This is a genomic window from Pseudomonas sp. LBUM1674 (genome assembly GCF_059695635.1).
Window position 1 is genome coordinate 4,548,044 of record NZ_CP166779.1, and the last position, 18,246, is coordinate 4,566,289.

General features: G+C 59.3%; 13 protein-coding genes and 3 pseudogenes. 8 read left to right on the forward strand and 8 right to left on the reverse strand.

Annotation, left to right across the window (positions count from 1 at the left end; translation table 11 throughout):
* The first annotated feature begins 4 nt into the window (after positions 1–4).
* Positions 5–1,534 carry an APC family permease gene (locus ACA067_RS20975; protein WP_497458315.1) on the forward strand — a complete coding sequence of 510 codons (1,530 nt, stop codon included), beginning with the start codon at positions 5–7 and terminating at the stop codon, positions 1,532–1,534.
* 53 nt (positions 1,535–1,587) lie between these two features.
* Entirely contained in the window at positions 1,588–3,012 is a 1,425-nt protein-coding gene (locus ACA067_RS20980; protein ID WP_497458316.1) for a gamma-aminobutyraldehyde dehydrogenase, read from the forward strand.
* 109 nt (positions 3,013–3,121) lie between these two features.
* Here the strand turns inward: ACA067_RS20980 and umuC are convergent, their stop codons facing one another.
* The 4 genes from umuC to ACA067_RS21000 form a co-directional block, all read right to left on the reverse strand.
* Positions 3,122–4,402, reverse strand: coding sequence for a translesion error-prone DNA polymerase V subunit UmuC (umuC, locus tag ACA067_RS20985; protein ID WP_497458317.1), 1,281 nt, complete (start codon positions 4,400–4,402; stop codon positions 3,122–3,124).
* A complete protein-coding gene (locus tag ACA067_RS20990; protein WP_154980233.1) occupies positions 4,395–4,820 on the reverse strand; it encodes a LexA family protein in 426 nt (141 codons plus the stop codon). The genes umuC and ACA067_RS20990 overlap by 8 nt, the downstream gene beginning before the upstream one ends.
* A gap of 185 nt (positions 4,821–5,005) precedes the next feature.
* Positions 5,006–6,325, reverse strand: a complete 1,320-nt coding sequence (locus ACA067_RS20995) for an LLM class flavin-dependent oxidoreductase (protein ID WP_497458318.1) — start codon at positions 6,323–6,325, stop codon at positions 5,006–5,008.
* Positions 6,326–6,343: 18 nt separating this feature from the next.
* Positions 6,344–7,267, reverse strand: a complete 924-nt coding sequence (locus ACA067_RS21000) for an ABC transporter substrate-binding protein (RefSeq protein WP_497458319.1) — start codon at positions 7,265–7,267, stop codon at positions 6,344–6,346.
* Between the two features lie 307 nt (positions 7,268–7,574).
* On the opposite strand from ACA067_RS21000, the gene ACA067_RS21005 reads away from it, so the two are divergent.
* From ACA067_RS21005 to ACA067_RS21015, 3 genes and pseudogenes are all read left to right on the forward strand, one after another.
* Positions 7,575–8,813, forward strand: a complete 1,239-nt coding sequence (locus tag ACA067_RS21005; protein ID WP_497458320.1) for an acyl-CoA dehydrogenase family protein — start codon at positions 7,575–7,577, stop codon at positions 8,811–8,813.
* A 369-nt stretch (positions 8,814–9,182) separates the two neighbouring features.
* Positions 9,183–10,620 (forward strand): annotated as a pseudogene (locus tag ACA067_RS21010) (IS1182 family transposase).
* A gap of 806 nt (positions 10,621–11,426) precedes the next feature.
* On the forward strand, positions 11,427–11,789 hold the full coding sequence (locus ACA067_RS21015; protein WP_497458321.1) for a DUF6124 family protein: 363 nt from the start codon (positions 11,427–11,429) through the stop codon (positions 11,787–11,789).
* Positions 11,790–11,828: 39 nt separating this feature from the next.
* Here ACA067_RS21015 and ACA067_RS21020 read toward each other — a convergent pair.
* A pseudogene (locus ACA067_RS21020) lies at positions 11,829–11,942 on the reverse strand (FAD-dependent monooxygenase); the annotation flags it as partial.
* 68 nt (positions 11,943–12,010) lie between these two features.
* Between ACA067_RS21020 and ACA067_RS21025 the strand changes: the two are divergent.
* Together ACA067_RS21025 and ACA067_RS21030 are read left to right on the forward strand one after the other, a co-directional pair.
* Positions 12,011–12,754 (forward strand): protein-L-isoaspartate(D-aspartate) O-methyltransferase, encoded by a 744-nt coding sequence (locus ACA067_RS21025; protein ID WP_497458322.1) that lies wholly within the window; start codon positions 12,011–12,013, stop codon positions 12,752–12,754.
* A gap of 2 nt (positions 12,755–12,756) precedes the next feature.
* Positions 12,757–15,189, forward strand: coding sequence for a spermine/spermidine synthase domain-containing protein (locus ACA067_RS21030; protein ID WP_497458323.1), 2,433 nt, complete (start codon positions 12,757–12,759; stop codon positions 15,187–15,189).
* Here ACA067_RS21030 and ACA067_RS21035 read toward each other — a convergent pair.
* Positions 15,188–15,295: pseudogene (locus ACA067_RS21035) on the reverse strand (hypothetical protein); the annotation flags it as partial. The gene ACA067_RS21030 and the pseudogene ACA067_RS21035 overlap by 2 nt on opposite strands.
* A gap of 191 nt (positions 15,296–15,486) precedes the next feature.
* Here ACA067_RS21035 and ACA067_RS21040 point away from each other — a divergent pair.
* A complete protein-coding gene (locus tag ACA067_RS21040; RefSeq protein WP_497458324.1) occupies positions 15,487–16,539 on the forward strand; it encodes an alpha/beta hydrolase family protein in 1,053 nt (350 codons plus the stop codon).
* A 190-nt stretch (positions 16,540–16,729) separates the two neighbouring features.
* On the opposite strand, the gene ACA067_RS21045 is transcribed toward ACA067_RS21040, so the two are convergent.
* Together ACA067_RS21045 and ACA067_RS21050 are read right to left on the reverse strand one after the other, a co-directional pair.
* Complete coding sequence (locus ACA067_RS21045) at positions 16,730–17,164, reverse strand: GNAT family N-acetyltransferase (protein ID WP_497458325.1); 435 nt, start codon at positions 17,162–17,164, stop codon at positions 16,730–16,732.
* Between the two features lie 131 nt (positions 17,165–17,295).
* The gene (locus ACA067_RS21050; protein ID WP_497458326.1) at positions 17,296–18,246 is read right to left on the reverse strand and encodes an MFS transporter; all 951 of its coding nucleotides are present in this window, start codon (positions 18,244–18,246) and stop codon (positions 17,296–17,298) included.

Below are 18,246 nucleotides of genomic sequence, written 5' to 3' on the forward strand. Positions count from 1 at the left end.
TAAAATGAGTGGCTTATCCAACGCGCGTGCAAGCGTCGCCGATCAGGATGCGGAACAACTCCGCGCCCTCGGCTACAGTTCGGATTTCAATAGAAGCATGAGTCTGTGGGAGAACTTTTCCCTGGGCTTCACCTACCTGTCGCCGGTCGTCGGTGTCTACACCTTGTTCGGTTTGTGTCTGGCCGCGGGCGGCCCGCCGATGTTCTGGTCCTACCTGCTGATCGGTGCCGGCCAACTGTTGGTGTGCCTGATTTTTGGTGAAATAGTTTCCCAGTTCCCGATCTCCGGCGGTGTCTATCCTTGGGCTCGTCGTTTGGTAGGCAAGCGCTGGGCATGGATGGTCGGCTGGGTCTATGCGTGGGCCTTGTGCGCAACCATCGCCGGAGTAGCGGTCGGTGCGGGGCCCTATCTGGCGATTATGCTGGGCTTCAATCCCGGTCCCGAGGCCAATATCTATATTGCCCTGACGATCATCCTGCTCTCGACCTGCCTTAATCTGGTGGGCACCAAACTGCTGGCACGAGTCGCAATGTTCGGCTTCCTCTGCGAGCTGGTCGGGGCAGTTCTCGTTGGTGGTTACCTGCTGATCTTCGAGCGTCATCAGCCATTTAGCGTGCTGTTCGACACCTTCAACCTCGAAGTCAACGGCTCGTATTTGCCGGCGTTCCTCGCGGCATCCCTGGCGGGTCTGTTCCAGTACTACGGCTTCGAGGCCTGCGGCGATGTCGCCGAAGAAACCCCGAACCCGGGCAAGCGCATTCCCAAAGCCATGCGCATGACCATCTATATCGGCGGCGCAGCAGCGATGTTCGCCTGCCTCGCGCTCATTCTTTCGGTGCCGGACATGGCCAAGGTGCTGGCCGGTGAAGATACCGACCCGGTCGCTACCATCCTGGCTAACGCCTTTGGCCCGGTTGGTTCGCGACTGGTCATGGCGGTGGTGATGGTGTCCTTTATCTCTTGCGTGCTGAGCCTGCAGGCAGCGGCCAGCCGTCTGTTGTTCGCTTATGCCCGTGACGAAATGATCGTTGGTAGCTCGCTGCTCAAACGACTCTCGGGCAACCACGTGCCGTCGTTCGCGTTGCTCATCAGTGGACTGGTGCCCGCAGCGATTGTCTGCCTGGGAATGTTCATGGCCGATGCGGTGGCGACCATCGTCGGCTTCGCGGCGATTGGTATCTACGTCGCGTTCCAGTTGATCATCGTCGCGGCATTAATCGCTCGCGCCAAGGGTTGGCGCCCGAATGGCCAATTCACGCTCGGCGCCTGGGGGCTTTGGGTGAACCTGGCCGCACTGGTCTATGGCGTTTGCGCCATCATCAACATGGTCTGGCCGCGATCACCGGATGCGCCTTGGTACATCAACTATTCGATGATCCTGACGACTCTGGTGGTGATGGGGGCCGGCCTGGTTTACATGCTGCTCGGCAAGCCTTACGACAAAGGTACGGCCCCTGCGGGCGATGCCTGGAAGCTCTCCAAGCCGCTTGCCAAACCCGATGATAATTCGGGCTTGCCGGTACAACAGCGCTGACAAAGTGCCAGGGGAGTTTCACTTCCCTGGCCTATAAAAACAGAGGAACAGTCATGCAAACCAAACTGCTGATCAATGGCCAACTGGTCGACGGCGAAGGCCCCGCCCAACCGGTGTTCAACCCGGCCCTCGGCCGTGTGCTGGTAGAAATCAACGAAGCCAGCGAAGCGCAGGTCAATGCCGCCGTGCGTGCCGCCGACAGCGCCTTCGAAGGCTGGTCGCAAACCACCCCGAAAGAGCGCTCGCTGCTGCTGCTCAAACTCGCCGACGCCATCGAAGCCCACGGCGAAGAGCTGGCCAAACTGGAATCGGACAACTGCGGCAAGCCTTACAGCGCTGCGCTGAATGACGAGATCCCGGCGATTGCCGACGTGTTCCGTTTCTTCGCCGGCGCCAGCCGCTGCATGAGCGGCTCGGCCGGCGGCGAATACTTGCCCGGCCACACGTCGATGATCCGCCGCGATCCGGTCGGTGTTATCGCCTCCATCGCGCCGTGGAACTACCCGCTGATGATGGTCGCCTGGAAAATCGCCCCAGCCCTCGCGGCGGGTAATACCGTGGTGCTCAAGCCGTCGGAACAAACCCCGCTGACCGCCCTGCGTCTGGCCGAACTGGCGTCGGATATTTTCCCGGCCGGCGTGCTTAACCTGGTGTTCGGCCGTGGTCCTACGGTCGGCAGCCCATTGGTCACACACCCGAAAGTGCGCATGGTCTCGTTGACCGGCTCAATCGCCACCGGCTCGAATATCATTTCCAGCACCGCTGACAGCGTCAAACGCATGCACATGGAACTGGGCGGCAAGGCCCCGGTGATCATCTTCGACGACGCCGACATCGAGGCTGCCGTGGAAGGCATTCGCACTTTCGGTTTTTACAACGCCGGCCAGGACTGCACCGCTGCCTGCCGCATCTACGCGCAGGAAGGCATCTACGACACGTTCGTCGAGAAGCTCGGCGCGGCGGTCAGCAGCATCAAGTACGGCGTGCAGGATGATCCGTCGACCGAGCTCGGTCCGTTGATCACCGCGCAACATCGCGACCGCGTGGCCGGGTTTGTCGAGCGTGCCGTCGCGCAACCGCACATCCGGCTGGTCACGGGCGGCAAGGCTGTTGAGGGCAATGGCTTCTTCTTCGAACCAACTGTGTTGGCCGACGCTCAGCAGGACGACGAGATTGTTCGTCGCGAAGTATTCGGGCCGGTGGTGTCGGTGACCAAATTCATCGATGAAGCGCAGGTGCTGGGCTGGGCCAACGAATCCGACTACGGCCTGGCGTCGTCGGTCTGGACCTCGGACGTCGGTCGCGCACATCGCTTGTCTGCACGCTTGCAGTACGGCTGCACCTGGGTAAATACGCACTTCATGCTGGTCAGCGAAATGCCGCATGGCGGTCAGAAACTCTCCGGTTATGGCAAGGACATGTCCATGTACGGGCTGGAGGACTACACCGTCGTTCGGCATGTGATGTTCAAACACTGATTGCTACTCAGTGAGCCGTGTCGCCTTCGGCGCGGCTCTTAACCGAACCACCTACGACTTTTTGCTCACCGTCCAGTTAGCCATCGTCACACATATTCGACTAGGGTCCTTATCTACATTGAACCGTCCATAGCTGATCAAGTCTTGTAGTGAAGCTTTGACTCATCATCTCCCGCCTCATCCCCCAATCCGGATTACCAGGCACACTCGCCGAACGCAGCGTCCCCATTCCCCACCGCCCATTGATCTTGTCCAGCACCGCCATAACCTTGGTTGCTTCTGTAGGCTGCGAGACCGTGAACAAATCATCCGTGTACTCACCAGGCTGGCAAAGATTCAAGAGCATCACCTCGGCCTTGCTGTACTTGAACCCTGGCCGATACACGCGCGCAAGCGCATCGACTGCGGCCTTGGTGAGTAGCCTCACATCATTGGTAGGATATGGCAGGTCTACCACGACCCCATTCGCAAACTTTGCTTCCTCGGGATTGAACATGCCCGTGCGGATGCTGACGCGAATCTTCTTGCACACCGAACCCTGGGCACGAAGCTTCTCCGAGGCACGCATCATGTAGGTCGCCACCGCCTCTTTGATTGGAGCCAATTCTGTGAGGCGTTTACCAAACATTCGGCTGCAGCAAATCTCCTGCTTCGGTGGATCAGGCTCATCCAACTCCAGACAAGGCGTACCCGCCAACTCCCTCGCCGTCTTCTCAATCACCACACTGAATTTCTTGCGCAGCATCCAAGGATCAGCCTTGGCCAGATCCATCGCGGTTTTGATACCCAAAGCATCCAAATGCATTTTCATGCGTCGACCCACCCCCCACACCTCAGACACATCCGTGTTGCGCAGCACCCAGTCGCGCTTGAAGGGATCACAGATGTCGACCACCCCACCCGTTTCAGCTTGCAGACGTTTTGCGGTGTGGTTCGCTAACTTAGCCAGCGTCTTGGTGCGAGCAATCCCCACACCGACAGGAATCCCCGTGCAACGCAGCACCTGACTACGAATCCGCCGCCCCAGCGCATCCAGCCCCGCGATGCCCGTCAAATCAGCAAACGCTTCATCAATGCTGTAGACCTCAACCGTCGGCACCATCGACTCGATCAGCATCATCACCCGCTCACTCATGTCGCCATAAAGGGCGTAGTTCGAGGAGAACGGAACAATGCCGTGCTGCTTGAGCTTGTGCTTGATCTGAAAGTACGGCTCTCCCATTTTCACGAAAGGCTTGGCGTCATAGCTGCGCGCAATCACACACCCATCGTTGTTACTCAACACAACGATCGGCACACGCGCCAAGTCGGGTCGAAACACTCGTTCGCAGCTGGCATAGAAGCTGTTGCAGTCGATCAGCGCAAACACCGGCTCCAATCTTTCAGACATGGCTGCGCACGCTGCTGGTGATCACGCCCCAGATCGAAAGCTCATCGCCCTCAAGTACGTACCGCGGTGGGTATTTCGGATGCTCCGACAGCAGGATCATCTGACTTCCCCGCTTGCACAGTCGCTTGCACACGGGTTCGTTGTTCAGCAACGCCACCACAATATCGTTATGACCGGCTTCCAGCGCACGGTCGACGATCGCCAGGTCACCGTCAAAGATGCCGGCACCCTGCATGCTGTCACCGGCGATAGAGATCAGGTACACGTGCGGCGCACGGATGTTCAGGATTTCGTCCAGGGAAATGTGTTGTTCGATGTGGTCAGCAGCGGGTGAAGGGAAGCCTGCGGGTACGCGAAAGGAACAGCGAGGAAGCTTGATGCCTCCCTCTGTGAGTGGACCTAAGACGGTAAAGCTCATGGCAACGCCTTCTACAAATACTGTATTTATGCACAGTTAACGTCGAAGCTACGTTTCGGTCAATTTTTCACGCATGTTTATGCGACAAGCGGTTGAATCCACAGCCAACTGCGGACATTCGAATAGGGGGTCGTAAGCGATCCGCCACCTACACATTCAATGGCGCGACGTTCAGGCCTTAGTCATCAAGCAAAGTCCTTCAAACCCAGATGACCGCGCAAAGTTGAATGTTCATACGCCGTGCGCAGATAACCGCGCCGTTGCAGAATCGGCACTACCGATTCGGTGAACTCTGTGAAGGTGCCAGGCAGGTACGCTGGCGATACCACATAACCGTCGCAAGCGCCCTGCTCCAACCAGTCGATCAACTGCTGCGCCACGCTTTCTGCGGTGCCTGCCAATTGCGGCACACGGATGCTGGAGGCCATGATCGCACCGTATTCACGCAGGGTCATGTCGGGCTCCACGCGCAGCTTTTGCGCGACCACATCCGGCGTGGCTGAGTGCTTGGCGATATCGAGCAGGCGAATGTCCAACGGGAACTGGGTGAAGTCGAAATTCGATTGGGTCGACAAGGTAATGATCCCCAACTCAGGGTTAGCCAGCGCATTGTGCTCATCACGCTTTTTGATCGCTTCAGCCTCAGTGCCGCCAATGAATGGCATGACAGCAGTGAGGATCTTGCATTCATCCGGATTACGGCCACAGGTGCGCATTTGCTGGTGGATATCCTGGCGGAATTCGAGCATGCGCTCTACCCGGCTGTTGATGCTGAAAATCACCTCTGCCCAACGCGAACCAAACTGCCGGCCACGGCCCGACGCCCCGGCTTGAATCAGCACAGGCTGGCCCTGCGGCACACGCGGGATATTCAGCGGCCCCTCACATTCAAAGTAAGTACCACGGTGCTTGAACGCATTGATCTTGCTCGGATCCGCGAGGATGCCCTTGACCTTGTCCAACACCAACGCATCAGGCTGCCAGCTGTTCCACAGTTTGAGCACCAGTTCGACAAACTCATCTGCACGCGCATAGCGCTGGTCATGGGGCAAGTGGTGCGCATGGCCAAACAGACGCGCCTCGCTGTCGTTCATGGAGGTGACAATATTCCACGCGCTGCGGCCCTTGGACATATGGTCCAGGGAGGCAATCGCCCGCGCCACATGGGGCGGCTGGTAATAGGTGGTGGAGCGTGTCAGCCCCAGACCAATTCGCTTGGTCTGCCCGGCCAACAGGCTAAGGATCGGCAGCGGATCCAGCCGCGCGGCATCTTGAGCGCCCAGCTCAAACGAGCGTGCTCGCGATTCTCCGGCCTGGTCGCCGACGGCTAAACGATCGGCGAAAAACAGCAGATCAAAGCAGCCGTCTTCGAGCGTCCTGGCAATTTCGATGTAGTAATCGGGGTCGAGAAAGTGGCTCTGGGTCAGCGGGTGACGCCATACCGCGTGGCTGTGTACCACGGGGCCTGAAAGCATGAATCCCGCCAATGCCATTTGCTTGGGCATGATGCTTTTCCTTAGCAGTCAGAGTGTGCGATCAAACAACGGGGCGACGTCGTAACGCTGCTTGAGCAACTGGGCGTCGTACAGGAAATCAGCCGTGGCCTGGGCATCGCTGACAATCGTGGGCGAGATGGGCAACACCTTTATTGCGTCGCGCTTGAACCACACTTTGGCGATTTCCGGCGCGGACTGGTTAGCCTTGGCCCACGCCACGGCATACTCGTCGATATGATTGTTGCTCCATGCCCGAGCGCGGGTAAGGCGCTCGACAAAGTCTTTGATGGCCGCGCCTTTTTGCGCCAAGGCAGGCTCATAAGCGACCACATAAGTCGGTGCACTCATCAGTCCCTTGGCGTTACGGATCAATGTACTGCCCTCTTTCTCCTGCAAGGACACATAGGGTTCCCAGGTACCGAAGGCATCGATGTCGCCCTGGCTCAACGCCATGCTCGCCTCGGCCGGCAGCAGGTATTTGAAATTCACGCTGTCGCGCGCGATCCCTGCCTCATCCAAGGCCTTGTACATCAGCTGTTGGCTCCACGAGCCGTTCCAGATCGCAACCCTTTTACCTTTGAGGTCAGCCACCGAATGAATACCCGAGCGGGCGACAATGCCTACGCCGTTCAGACTGGTTTGCGTACTGGCCACCACCTTCACCGGAGCGCCATTGGCTGCCAGGCTGATAACCGGGGTGTCACCCACTACACCAATATCCAATGCACCGCTGGCAACAGCCGAGGCCACCGGCGAGCCCGTGTTGAAGCGCTTGAAGTCGATGCGGTACGGCAAGTCCTTCAGCTCACCCGAAAGCTCCAGGACAATGCGATTGGAAAAGAACTGGTCACCCACGGTCAAGGTCAGTGGCTGCGTAGCCAGTGCCGGTGCGCCATGCAGCGCCAATGAGGCCAAGCCCAGCAGGGTTAACAGATTTCGACGAATTTTCATTAAGCATACCCACAGAATTGACGGTTAACTCGACCATCTGTGGGCATGCAGTCTGGTATTGAGAGAGGAGATTTTATCGGTCGCCAAGCCGTGGCGTTTTTAAAAGCTAACGCAATAAAAGCGTAGCCAGTAATACTTTTACGGAATAGCGATAGAACCATGCGGAAGTTCGATAGCTATTTTTCGTATTAAAAATTTTGCCGACCCTGGGTTAGGGTGGCATCACCAGACCACTGGGCCAAAGTCTCTACGTCAACCATTACAGCGCCAGCGCGTCTCCGTGCGCAGGCCCGGCAAGGTCTATTGCATGCCTAATCCTGATTTGAATATTTGGGGCGCAGCCCCGACCGCCCGTTACGAACAGCTGGCCGCCCCATTTCGCCCGCTTTTTCAGAAAATCTCCACGCAGGCCGCCGAGGCTGACAGCTCACGCAGCAGCCTTGCCCATGTCATCCATCAATTGAACGCACTGGGTCTGCCGCGTTGGCGCTTGCCTGCCAACTATGGTGGGCACGACGCCACACTGGTTGAACTGCTTACCCTGCTGACGGAATTGTCCGCGGCAGACTCGAACATCACCCAGGCACTGCGCGGGCATTTTGGTTTCTGCGAAGACGTGCTCACCTCGAAGAATCTTGTCTGGCAGGCAAAGTGGCTGGATAGGCTCAGCCAAGGCACGCTGCTCTCCCCAGGCATTACCGAAGTTGGTAATCAGAACCGAGGCGAATTTGAAACACGCATCCATCGGGACGATGACGGCTCGTTGCGTGTCAGCGGGAAAAAGTTCTATACCACAGGCGCACTTTACAGCGATCTGATCAACATCACCGGCACCGGTGAAGACGGCACGCTGTACACCGTGGTGGTCGACCTTAAAACCCCCGGCGTGCAGATCCTTGATGACTGGAATGGATTTGGCCAGCGCCTGACCGCAAGCGGCACCTGCATCTTTGATAACGCTCTGGTGGAGGATGACCTGCGCCCCACTGACCAGCGTTTTGCCTATGGTCAATCATTCTTCCAGCTGTATCACCTGAGCACGCTTGCGGGTATCGCCCGCCGCGCGGCGTTGAGCGGTGCCGATGAACTCGGTAAACGGGCCAGGACGTTTTCGACTGGCAATGCCGATGTCGCAGCTCAGGACGTGCAACTGCTGCAAGTGATTGGCGAAGTGGCCAGCCAGGCCTACGCCGCGCAGGCCATTGCCCAGCAAGCCGCGCAGCGTTTGGAGCGCACGGCACAGTACGTGATAACCCATGAGCAGCCCCTGCTCGATGACGATTCACAGGTCGCACAAGCTGAGCTGGAAGTTTGCCTGGCGGTCAACCCGGTAGTCGATGCGACACTCGCAGCAACCACCGCTCTATTTGACGCCTTGGGTGCCAGCGCCACCGCAAGCAACAAGGCGCTGGATCGTCTATGGCGCAACGCACGCACCTTGGCCAATCACAATCCCCGCGTGTACAAGTCGCGCATTGTCGGGAACTACCTGGTCAACGGGATACTGCCGCCTTCGCAGTGGCGAGTGGGCGTGGTTAAAGGCTGAACATCGCCGGACGACGGCGCACTTAGCTGCCGCTGCGCGCGCACCTAATGCCTTCCTCAGCGAAGCAGATGCACTGCGATAGGGTCTGCAGCCGGTTCATAGCAAGTCGTTGTTTTAAAGAGCAAGCTCGTATCGTTAAAGTTGTCACTTCATAGCGAGACGAGCTTGCAATACCCCGATTACTGCTCAGCTATGAGCGCTGGATGTTGCCGCCAAAAAACGATCACGTTGCAGCTCAATCTGTTCTTTCAGGGTCAATGATGTGGCCTTTGACAGGAGCGTAGACGACAGACCGCTATGGGTCCAGGCTGTGTGAAAACGCCAGTGATTGTCTAACCTTCTGATCGTCGAGATCGTACGGGGGCGATCATGAAGCGATTCATTGAAGGTGAGGCTCGGACGCAAGTCACGTTGCTGCCGGAGTGTCTGGACGATTACGTAGCCGAAGAAAATCCAGTGCGCGTGGTCGACGTTTTCGTCGATGAACTTGACCTAGGTGCACTTGGGTTTGAGGGTGTCGATCCTGCTGCAACTGGTCGTCCGGCCTACCACCCAGCGATCTTGCTGAAGATCTATATCTACGGCTATCTCAATCGGATTCAGTCCAGCCGCCGGCTTGAGCGTGAGGCCGAGCGCAACGTCGAGTTGATGTGGCTAACGGGGCGTTTGGCTCCGGACTTCAAAACCATTGCCGACTTTCGCAAAGACAACGGCAAAGCCATTCGCAACGTATGCCGGCAATTTGTGGTGCTTTGCCGCAACCTCAATCTCTTCTCTCAGTCGATCATCGCCATCGACGGCAGCAAATTCAAAGCCGTCAATAATCGCGACCGCAACTTCACCCAGGGCAAGGTGAAGGCACGCATGCATTAGATCGAGCAGAGCATTGATCGATATCTGGCGGCGTTGGATTCGGCAGATCGGGCAATGCCCGAAGTGGCCGAGGCCAAAGCAGAGCGGCTGAAAGAAAAGATAGAAACACTGAAAAAGCAGATGCAAAAACTCAAGGAAATCGAGGCGCAGCTTCACGAAAGTCCAGACCAGCAAATCTCCCTCACCGATCCAGATGCACGCTCAATGGCCACGAGCGGCCGAGGCACCGGAACGGTTGGCTACAACGTACAAACAGCTGTCGACGACAAACACCATCTGATCATTGCCCATGAGGTGACCAACGTTGGTAATGATCGTGGGCAACTGAGCAATATGGCGAACCAGGCGCGTGAAGAAATCGAGGCTGAATCGCTAACGGTGGTGGCCGACCGAGGCTATTACAAAGGTCTGGAAATCCTTGCTTGCGAGCAAGCCGGCATCACTACCTTCGTACCGAAACCCCTGACATCTGGCAGCAAAGCCGAAGGCCGATTTGGTAAGCAGGACTTCATCTACGTTGCTGCATCGGATGAGTATCGATGCCCTGCGGGGCAGTTACTGACCCGGCGGCACTCGTCTATGGAAGACGGCATGTTATTGCATTTGTTATTACTTCTCGGGCTGCCAGTCCTGCTCAATGCACAAGCAATGTACGACGGGTAAGGAGCGTCTGGTAAAGCGCTGGGAACATGAAGCCGTAGTCGATGCGATGCAGGCTCGGCTGGATCATGATCCAACGATGATGAGGCGTCGCCGACAGACCGTTGAGCATCCTTTTGGAACGCTCAAATACTGGATGGGAAGTACCCACTTCCTGACCAAAACACTTCCGCGGGTAAGTACCGAAATGAGCCTTCATGTGCTCGCCTACAACCTCAAACGAATGATGAGCATCTTCGGCATCGCAGGACTGCTTGAGGCGATCAGGGCTTGAATCCAGTCGCTTGGCTCGCCAGTTAGTAGCCGTTTGGGCCGCTGACGCGGCCCAAACGGCATCACGAACTTCTATGTCACTGACTGAGCTAATTCGCGCTTCCGCCCGCGTGATTCCATAGGCAACCCTCGCGACTCTCAGTTTTCGAGGTATTTAGCGCGTTTTCACACAGCCTGGGTCGATAGTTGACACCGACAAAACGCGAGGCGAAAGCTCTGGAATGCGCTATTCGGCGTCGTGCAAAGTCTCATATCGCTATGCCAAAGCGTCCCACGTCCGCCGAGGGCGGCTCGCTTCGGGAGACACCTTGAGCATGGCGTGCAAGAAACCCCTGAATAACTGCATTCGTTATGCCAGCCAATCCGGTGGCACGCCGGATACTCGTCACCTAGCGCTGGCCGAGTGCAGAAATCAGGCGTGCAGTAATGTTCGATCAAGCAAATTAAACATCCGCGAAAGGCGCATGTTTAAGCGTCCTACTGCTTACTTCCTGAAAGCTACAAGACCTTGCGCCGTTGCCTACGGTTACGCCAGAATCCGCCGGCTTGTGCGCCTGTGGCCCGCTCGGTAACTTGATTCCCGTCACTGCCCATCAGTGATCGGGTTTAGCAGCCCGTAGTGTACTGAAGCGCATTTGCATCCAGACAGAGTCAGGTCATTTCAGGCCTGCACTTCATGGTAGCTGTGCGTAGGGCGCCTTCGGGCGCGCCGGTTTGGTACTCCCCGGTCTGCTAACCTGCGCACAGCTGCCACCCTACGTTTAGCAGCGATAGGTGACGGCTCCAACTGTTTGGAGTACCAAAATAATGATCAAACCTTCACCCAATCCGCCAGACACCGATCCGGCATCCCCCTACGAAAGCCCCGATTCAAACAAACTCAACGATACCGCCGAACGCGCCCTCGACTTCCACTTCCCCTCGACCGCCGACATCAAAGCCACCCCGCGCACACCCAGTACCCTGTTCACCGTGGACCCAGGGGCCACGACCGAAACCCTCGCGGTATATCTGGTCGAGACGCTGGCCTCGGTCGACGTGATGGTTCATCACCTGGTGGATCATCTGGACGGCGGATCGCGCCACGCCTTGTTGGGCATTTCCAACAGCATCATGCTGGCGGAAATCACGGCGAACCGGATGCTGGATCAGATCGATCCGCCCGCTTGAGGCAAACACGTCCGCGATGCGGGCTACAGCGGTCCCTTTTGGCACGATGCGCGCGGCGTCGCCGACCAGGAACAGCTTGCCGTACTGCATCGGCTCGACCACCGAGCTGCGCAGCGGCGCGATGCTCTTTTCCAGCAAAGGACCGGTCGCCAGCACCCCCGGCTTGCCTAGCCAGCCCGCCGGCCATACGATTCGACTATTCCTCAGGCGGAGGAGTCATTGTGAAGCCGGTGATGTTTCTGACGCGCATCCTGGCGCCTGCCATCGCTCTGGCGCTGGCATCCGCCGGCCTGCATGCCGACGACCCGTTCGCGCCGTTGCGCGACGCCATGGTGCGGGAGATCGCCGCCATGTCGTCCGACACCCGCGACGAAACCCGCAGGGCCGAATTTGCCGCGCCGGTGATGGCCGCGATGGCCAGGGTGCCACGCCATAAGTTCGTCCCGCCCGACGAGGTGCCCTACGCCTACGAGAACCGCCCGCTGCCGATCGGCTACGGCCAGACCATCTCCCAGCCCTACATCGTCGCCCTGATGACCGACCTGACGCAGGTCGGGCCCGGCGACGTGGTACTCGAGATCGGCACTGGCTCAGGCTACCAGGCGGCGATCCTCGCCGAGCTGGCGCAGGCGGTCTACACGATGGAGATCATCGAGCCGCTGGTAGTGCAGGCCGGCGAGCGCCTGGGCCGGCTGGGATATGCGAAGGTGCAGGCCCGGCTGGGCGATGGCTACCACGGCTGGCCCGAGCACGGGCCTTACGACGCCATCCTCGTCACCGCCGCCGCCAGCCATGTGCCGCCGCCACTGATCGCCCAGCTCAAGGCAGGCGGACGGATGGTAATCCCGGTCGGCGCGCCATTCATGATCCAGTACCTGCTGCTGATCGAGAAGGCCGGCGATGGCAGTGTGTCCACCCGGCAGGTGCTGCCTGTGCGCTTCGTGCCGCTGGTCGGAGGCGGCTAAGCATGCATTCGCCGCCGTTGCTCGCCCTCGCGCTGCTGTCTGCCTCCGCAATCGGCTATGAGGTGCTGCTGCTGCGACTGCTTTCGATCATCCAGTGGCACCATTTCGCCTACATGATGATCAGCGTCGCGCTGCTCGGCTACGGCGCTGCCGGCACCGCCGTGGCGCTGGCGCGGCCTGTGCTGGCGCCGCGCTTCCACGGCGTGTTCATCGGCGGCGCGGTGCTGTTCGGGCTGAGCGCCATCGCCTGCTTCAGCCTGGCCCAGCAGGTTCCGTTCAATCCCCTCGAGATCCTCTGGGACGCGCGGCAGTCGGCGCGCCTGCTGATGATCTACCTGCTGCTGTTCGTGCCGTTCTTCTGCGCGGCGGTGTGCATCTGCCTGACCTTCACCTGCTTTCAGGAACAGATTCACCGGATCTACGCCTTCGACATTCTCGGCGCCGGCGTGGGCAGCCTGGCGATCGTCGCCGCGCTGTTCGCCCTGACGCCCGTCGATGCGCTGCGGCTGCTGGGCGCCACCGGCATCGCCGCCGGGGCGCTGGCCGGCATGGCTTGCACGGGGCATAGGCACTGGCTCGTGCCGTTGCTGCTGGCGGCGGCGGTCGCGGTGCCGGCCGGCGTGCCCGGGCGCTGGATCGCCCTGTCGCCCTCCGAGTATAAGGAACTGAGCCAGATGCTGCGTATCAAGGATGCGCGCGCAATCGCCCAGACCTGGAGTCCGCTGGGCCTGCTCACGGTCGTCGACAGCCCGACCATTCCCCTGCGCCACGCGCCGGGCCTGAGCCTCAACGCGACGCAGGAACCGCCCGCACAACTGGCCATCTTCACCGACGGCGACGGCCTTTCCGTGCTGAACCGCTATGACGGGCGCCGCGAGCCGCTCGCCTACCTGGACTACCTGACCTCGGCTCTGCCCTATCACCTGCTGCGCCAACCCCGCGTGCTGGTGCTGGGCAGCGGCGCCGGCGCCGATGTGCTGCAGGCGATGTACCACGGCGCCAGCGCCGTGGATGCCATCGAACTGAACCCGCAGGTGATCGATCTGGTCCAGCGCCGCTTCGCCGACTTCTCCGGCAAGCCGTACAGCGCGCCCAACGTCCGTGTGCTGATCGGCGAGGCGCGCGGCCTGGTGGCTTCGCGCAGCGAGCCTTACGACCTGATCCAGATTGCCCTGCTGGACTCCTTCGGCACCGCCTCGGGCGGCCTGCATGCGCTGTCCGAGAACTACCTGTACACGGTGGATGCCTTCGCCGAATACCTGCGCCATCTCGCGCCCGGCGGCCTGTTGGCCATCACCCGCTGGGTCACCCTGCCGCCGCGCGATGTTCCCAGGCTGCTGGCCACCGCGGCCGCGGCCATCGAGCGCGACGGGCAGGCCAGCGCGGCGCGCCGCATCGTCATGATCCGCGGCTGGAAGACCGCGACGCTGCTGGTCAGCAACAGGGATTTCGACGACGCCGGCATCGCCGTGCTGCGGGAGTTCTGCCGGGCGCGCTCCTTCGACCTGGCCTACTACCCCGGGATGACCGTGGCCGAGGCGAACCGCTACAACCTGCTCGACCGGCCCTGGTTCTTCGAAGCGGCGCAGGCCCTGCTGTCCGGCGAGCGCGCGGAGTTCCTGGCACGCTACAAGTTCGACGTGCGTCCGACCATGGATGACCGGCCGTATTTCTTCCACTTCTTCAAGTGGCGCTCGCTGCCGGAACTGCTGGCGCTGAAGGCGCAGGGCGGCCTGTCAATGCTGGAGTGGGGCTATCCGGTGCTGATCGCCACGCTGCTGCAGTCCAGCGTGGCCGCCGTGCTGCTGATCCTGGCGCCGCTATGGGTGGCGCGCAGGCGCCAGCGGCGCTCTCGGAATGCGGCTTTGGCCAGGTTCGAACTTCGGGTCGTGTCCTACTTCGCCGCCATCGGCTTCGCCTTCATGTTCGTGGAAATCGCCTTCATCCAGAAGTTCACCCTTTTCCTCAGCCATCCGTTGTATTCGGTGGCGGTAACGCTCAGCGCGTTCCTGATCTTCGCTGGCCTCGGCAGCCGTTACTCCGGCCGGCGGCGGGGGGACATTGGAACTGGCGTGGGGCCCCGTCATCCGCTCGCGCGGCCAGTCCTGGCGATCTGCGCGATCGCCCTGCTCTACCTGATCGCCCTGCCCCCGTTGTTCCAGTTGCTGGCGCCGGTGCGGACCCTCGCCAGGTTCGGCATCTGCGCCGCGCTGGTAGCGCCGCTGGCGTTCGCCATGGGCATGCCGTTTCCGCTCGGACTCGGGCGCGTCTCCGCGCGCGCCGAGGCACTGGTGCCGATCGCCTGGGCCGTCAACGCCAGCGTATCGGTGGTGGCGGCCGTGCTGGCGACCCTGCTGGCGATCCACCTGGGCTTCACCGTGGTGTTGCTACTGGCGTTGCTGCTGTATCTCGCGGCGGCGGTCGCGTTTCCCTGATCGCGGTGCCGCGTGTCATCATGGAGCGAGCGCCTGGATCGGTCAGTGAGACCTGTTTATCCGGCGATTCATTGAGCTGAATTTCGATCGCTTGAAGCGCCTTCAGCAGCCGTTCAGCCTTCTCACTAAAGACCGCGAACAGCGTTAACGATGAAAGTTATGCGCGGCGGTTCGAATGTGGGCTTTAATGTCCGTGCTTATATGCCGCCACATTAGCTTCGACTCCCTACGAAGGTGGATGCGCCTAACGGCGGGTTCAGGTTGCTATGCACTTGTCTAATCAAGGAAGAAACGACATTGAAAATAGCTTTCGGCGCCCTATTGTTGACCTGGCTGACTACCATCGCACTCGCTGACGAGAACCCTGTCGGCTTCCACTCTTCCACACTGGCGGACTCGTACAATGACCGCGCACTGGAGATGGTCGTCTGGTACCCCAGTGCAACGACCGCAGCCACGCAAATGATTGGCGATGATGCAGTGTTCGTCGGGGCTTCTGCCGTTCGTGACGCGCCGCCCGCTGCTGGCAAGCATCCATTGTTGGTGCTCTCCCACGGGTACAGAGGTAACTGGAGCAACCAGATCTGGCTTGCCAGTGCTCTGGCTCAAAGGGGTTACATCGTCGCCGCAATCAATCATCCTGGCAGCACCACTCATGACCGTAGCCCTCAAGCAGCGGCGCAGTTATGGCAGCGGCCCGTTGATTTGAGCCGGGCCATTGATAGGGTCACGACTCAACCTGAAAAATTCGGCTTGGTCGCCAATGACCGAATTGCAGTAGTGGGCCATTCACTCGGCGGCTGGACCGCCCTGGAGATCGCCGGTGCTCGTTTCGATCCGAACCGCTTCGCCCATGACTGCAAAGCCCACCCACAGTTAACAAGTTGCACCGTCTATGGAAAGATGAACCCTGCAAGCACCTCAGAATCACAGGCCGCGTTGGCCGCCGATTGGCGCGATAAACGCGTCACTGCCGTGGTTACATTGGACCTGGGGCTTTCACGGGGCATGACCGATGAAAGCCTGGCCGCGCTGCCGGTACCAACGCTGGTGATCGCTGCCGGCGTACCGTCGCGCGAGCTTCCCGCTGAGTTGGAGTCTGCCAACCTGGCCAAACGCCTGCCTCCGGCGTCAAGCCGTTACGTCGAAATCAGCGACGCAAGCCATTTCACTTTCCTGTCGGTGTGCAAACCTGGCGCGCAGGTAATGCTCGAAGAAGAAGTACCCGGCGATGGCATCATTTGCCGGGATGGCGACAGCGCACGCCCACGTGGGGTGATTCAACAGCAGATTACATCGCTGATAGCAGAGTTTCTTCAGTCCGATATCTACAAAGAAAACAGTTTGTAAAATCGTTGTAAGAGAACCGCCGCAACTCAACAAAAAAACGCTGGAGCAGTTTCAGCGCCCGCGCAATCTGTCAGAACGGTTGGCCAGGGATGAGCGCCCTGGGTCGGAAGCGGTCGGTCGTGAACAGCGGCTTTCGGCCCAGAGTGTGTAAAAACACGATCGCAGCCCGCCCTCACGGGCTAGGTGCCGGTCATACGTTCTCATTATCCGATCGGGTAAACGAATACCGATCGATATCAGACCTAAGCTGCCAACCTTGGCTGTGCCAATAGTTGGCAGCTGTTAAATTGGTCTTGAAAACGTCGAGATGACATTTAAGTATTCCGTGTTTCTCAAGACTCGAAAGACAGCGCTCTACCAACGCATTTGCTATGCCTTGCCGCCGATACTGAGGAAGGACAACCAAATGCTGCAAATATCCTCTGCGGCCGTCGTGTCCACACATGATGCAACCGCAGAGAACGGCTCCGACTTCAGCAACGAAGCTCATCCCGGGATTTCGTTCTAAATATTTCGAGGTCGATTCACGAGAGTCAGCATCACGCAAAGAGATGCCTGGAGTACGCCTCATGAGGTCGATGACCGCATCGTAATCGTCCATGTTCATGACACGGATACTGAACATTGATTGAGCCTTGCTTTGTTAACTGGCTGGCCCAGCAGACTAGCAGAAGCGGCTTAGAAGTTGCTGCGCCGAGCGCTGAGTGGGACGTGCAGCGGCGGGGACAAGGCTGTGCCCCGCCCTGCCGCCACGCATTACTTAACGGTTGCCGGGGCGCCGGTTTCAGCACTCGACCAATCCAACGGCGATGATGGTCGCGCCTGCAATGGCTCGATCTTGCCGACGATGAACAGGAACGACATTGCACCGATCAGGCAAACGACTCCCGCGACTGCTAACGGGATGACGAATGAACCCGAATTGAACGCCAGCATCAGCCCGGTGAAGCTGGCAGTGACAATACCCGCCAGATTTGACGCGAAGTTCTGGATGCCACCAATGGTAGCGACATGGTCGGGTGTGGGCGCGATGTCGGCCGGGATGGTCCAGATATTGGCGGCGGTGAAAGCCAGGCTGGCGTAGGTGATGGAAAACAGCGTCAGGATCACCACGATGTTGCTGGTGAATACCGCCAGCGCAATGACTGAAGAGCACAACATACCGCCCACCAGGCAACTCTTGCGCGCGGTAGTCAGACTGAAACCTTTGCGATACAGCCAGTCGGAAACCACGCCGCCAAGCACGCTTCCGGGAATGCCCATCAACGCCGGGATCGCGCCGAGGGTGCCCAGCTCCTTGAGGGAAAACCCTTGAGTGGTGGTCAGGTAGGTCGGGAACCAGGTAATGAAGAAGTAATTGACGAAGTTCAGGCAGAAAAAGCCCAGCATCATTCCCCAGATGGTCCGATAGCGGAAGAGAGACAGCCATGGCACTTTGGCTTGAGGACCGCTCGGAAGATGACCCCGAGCGTCGACAAGATTCTTCACTTCCTGAGGATCAAGGCCTTTGTAATCCTCAGGTTCGCGGTAAAACACCAACCACAGGACAACCCAGACGATACCCAGCAGCCCGGTGACGATGAAGGAAGCCTCCCAGTTCCAAGTGCTGATAAGCCATGCCACCAGCGGCAAGGCCAAAGCAGTGCCAGCGCGTGGACCGGCATCGAACAGACCACTGGCAGGGGGTTTCCACTGCGACTGTGTCAC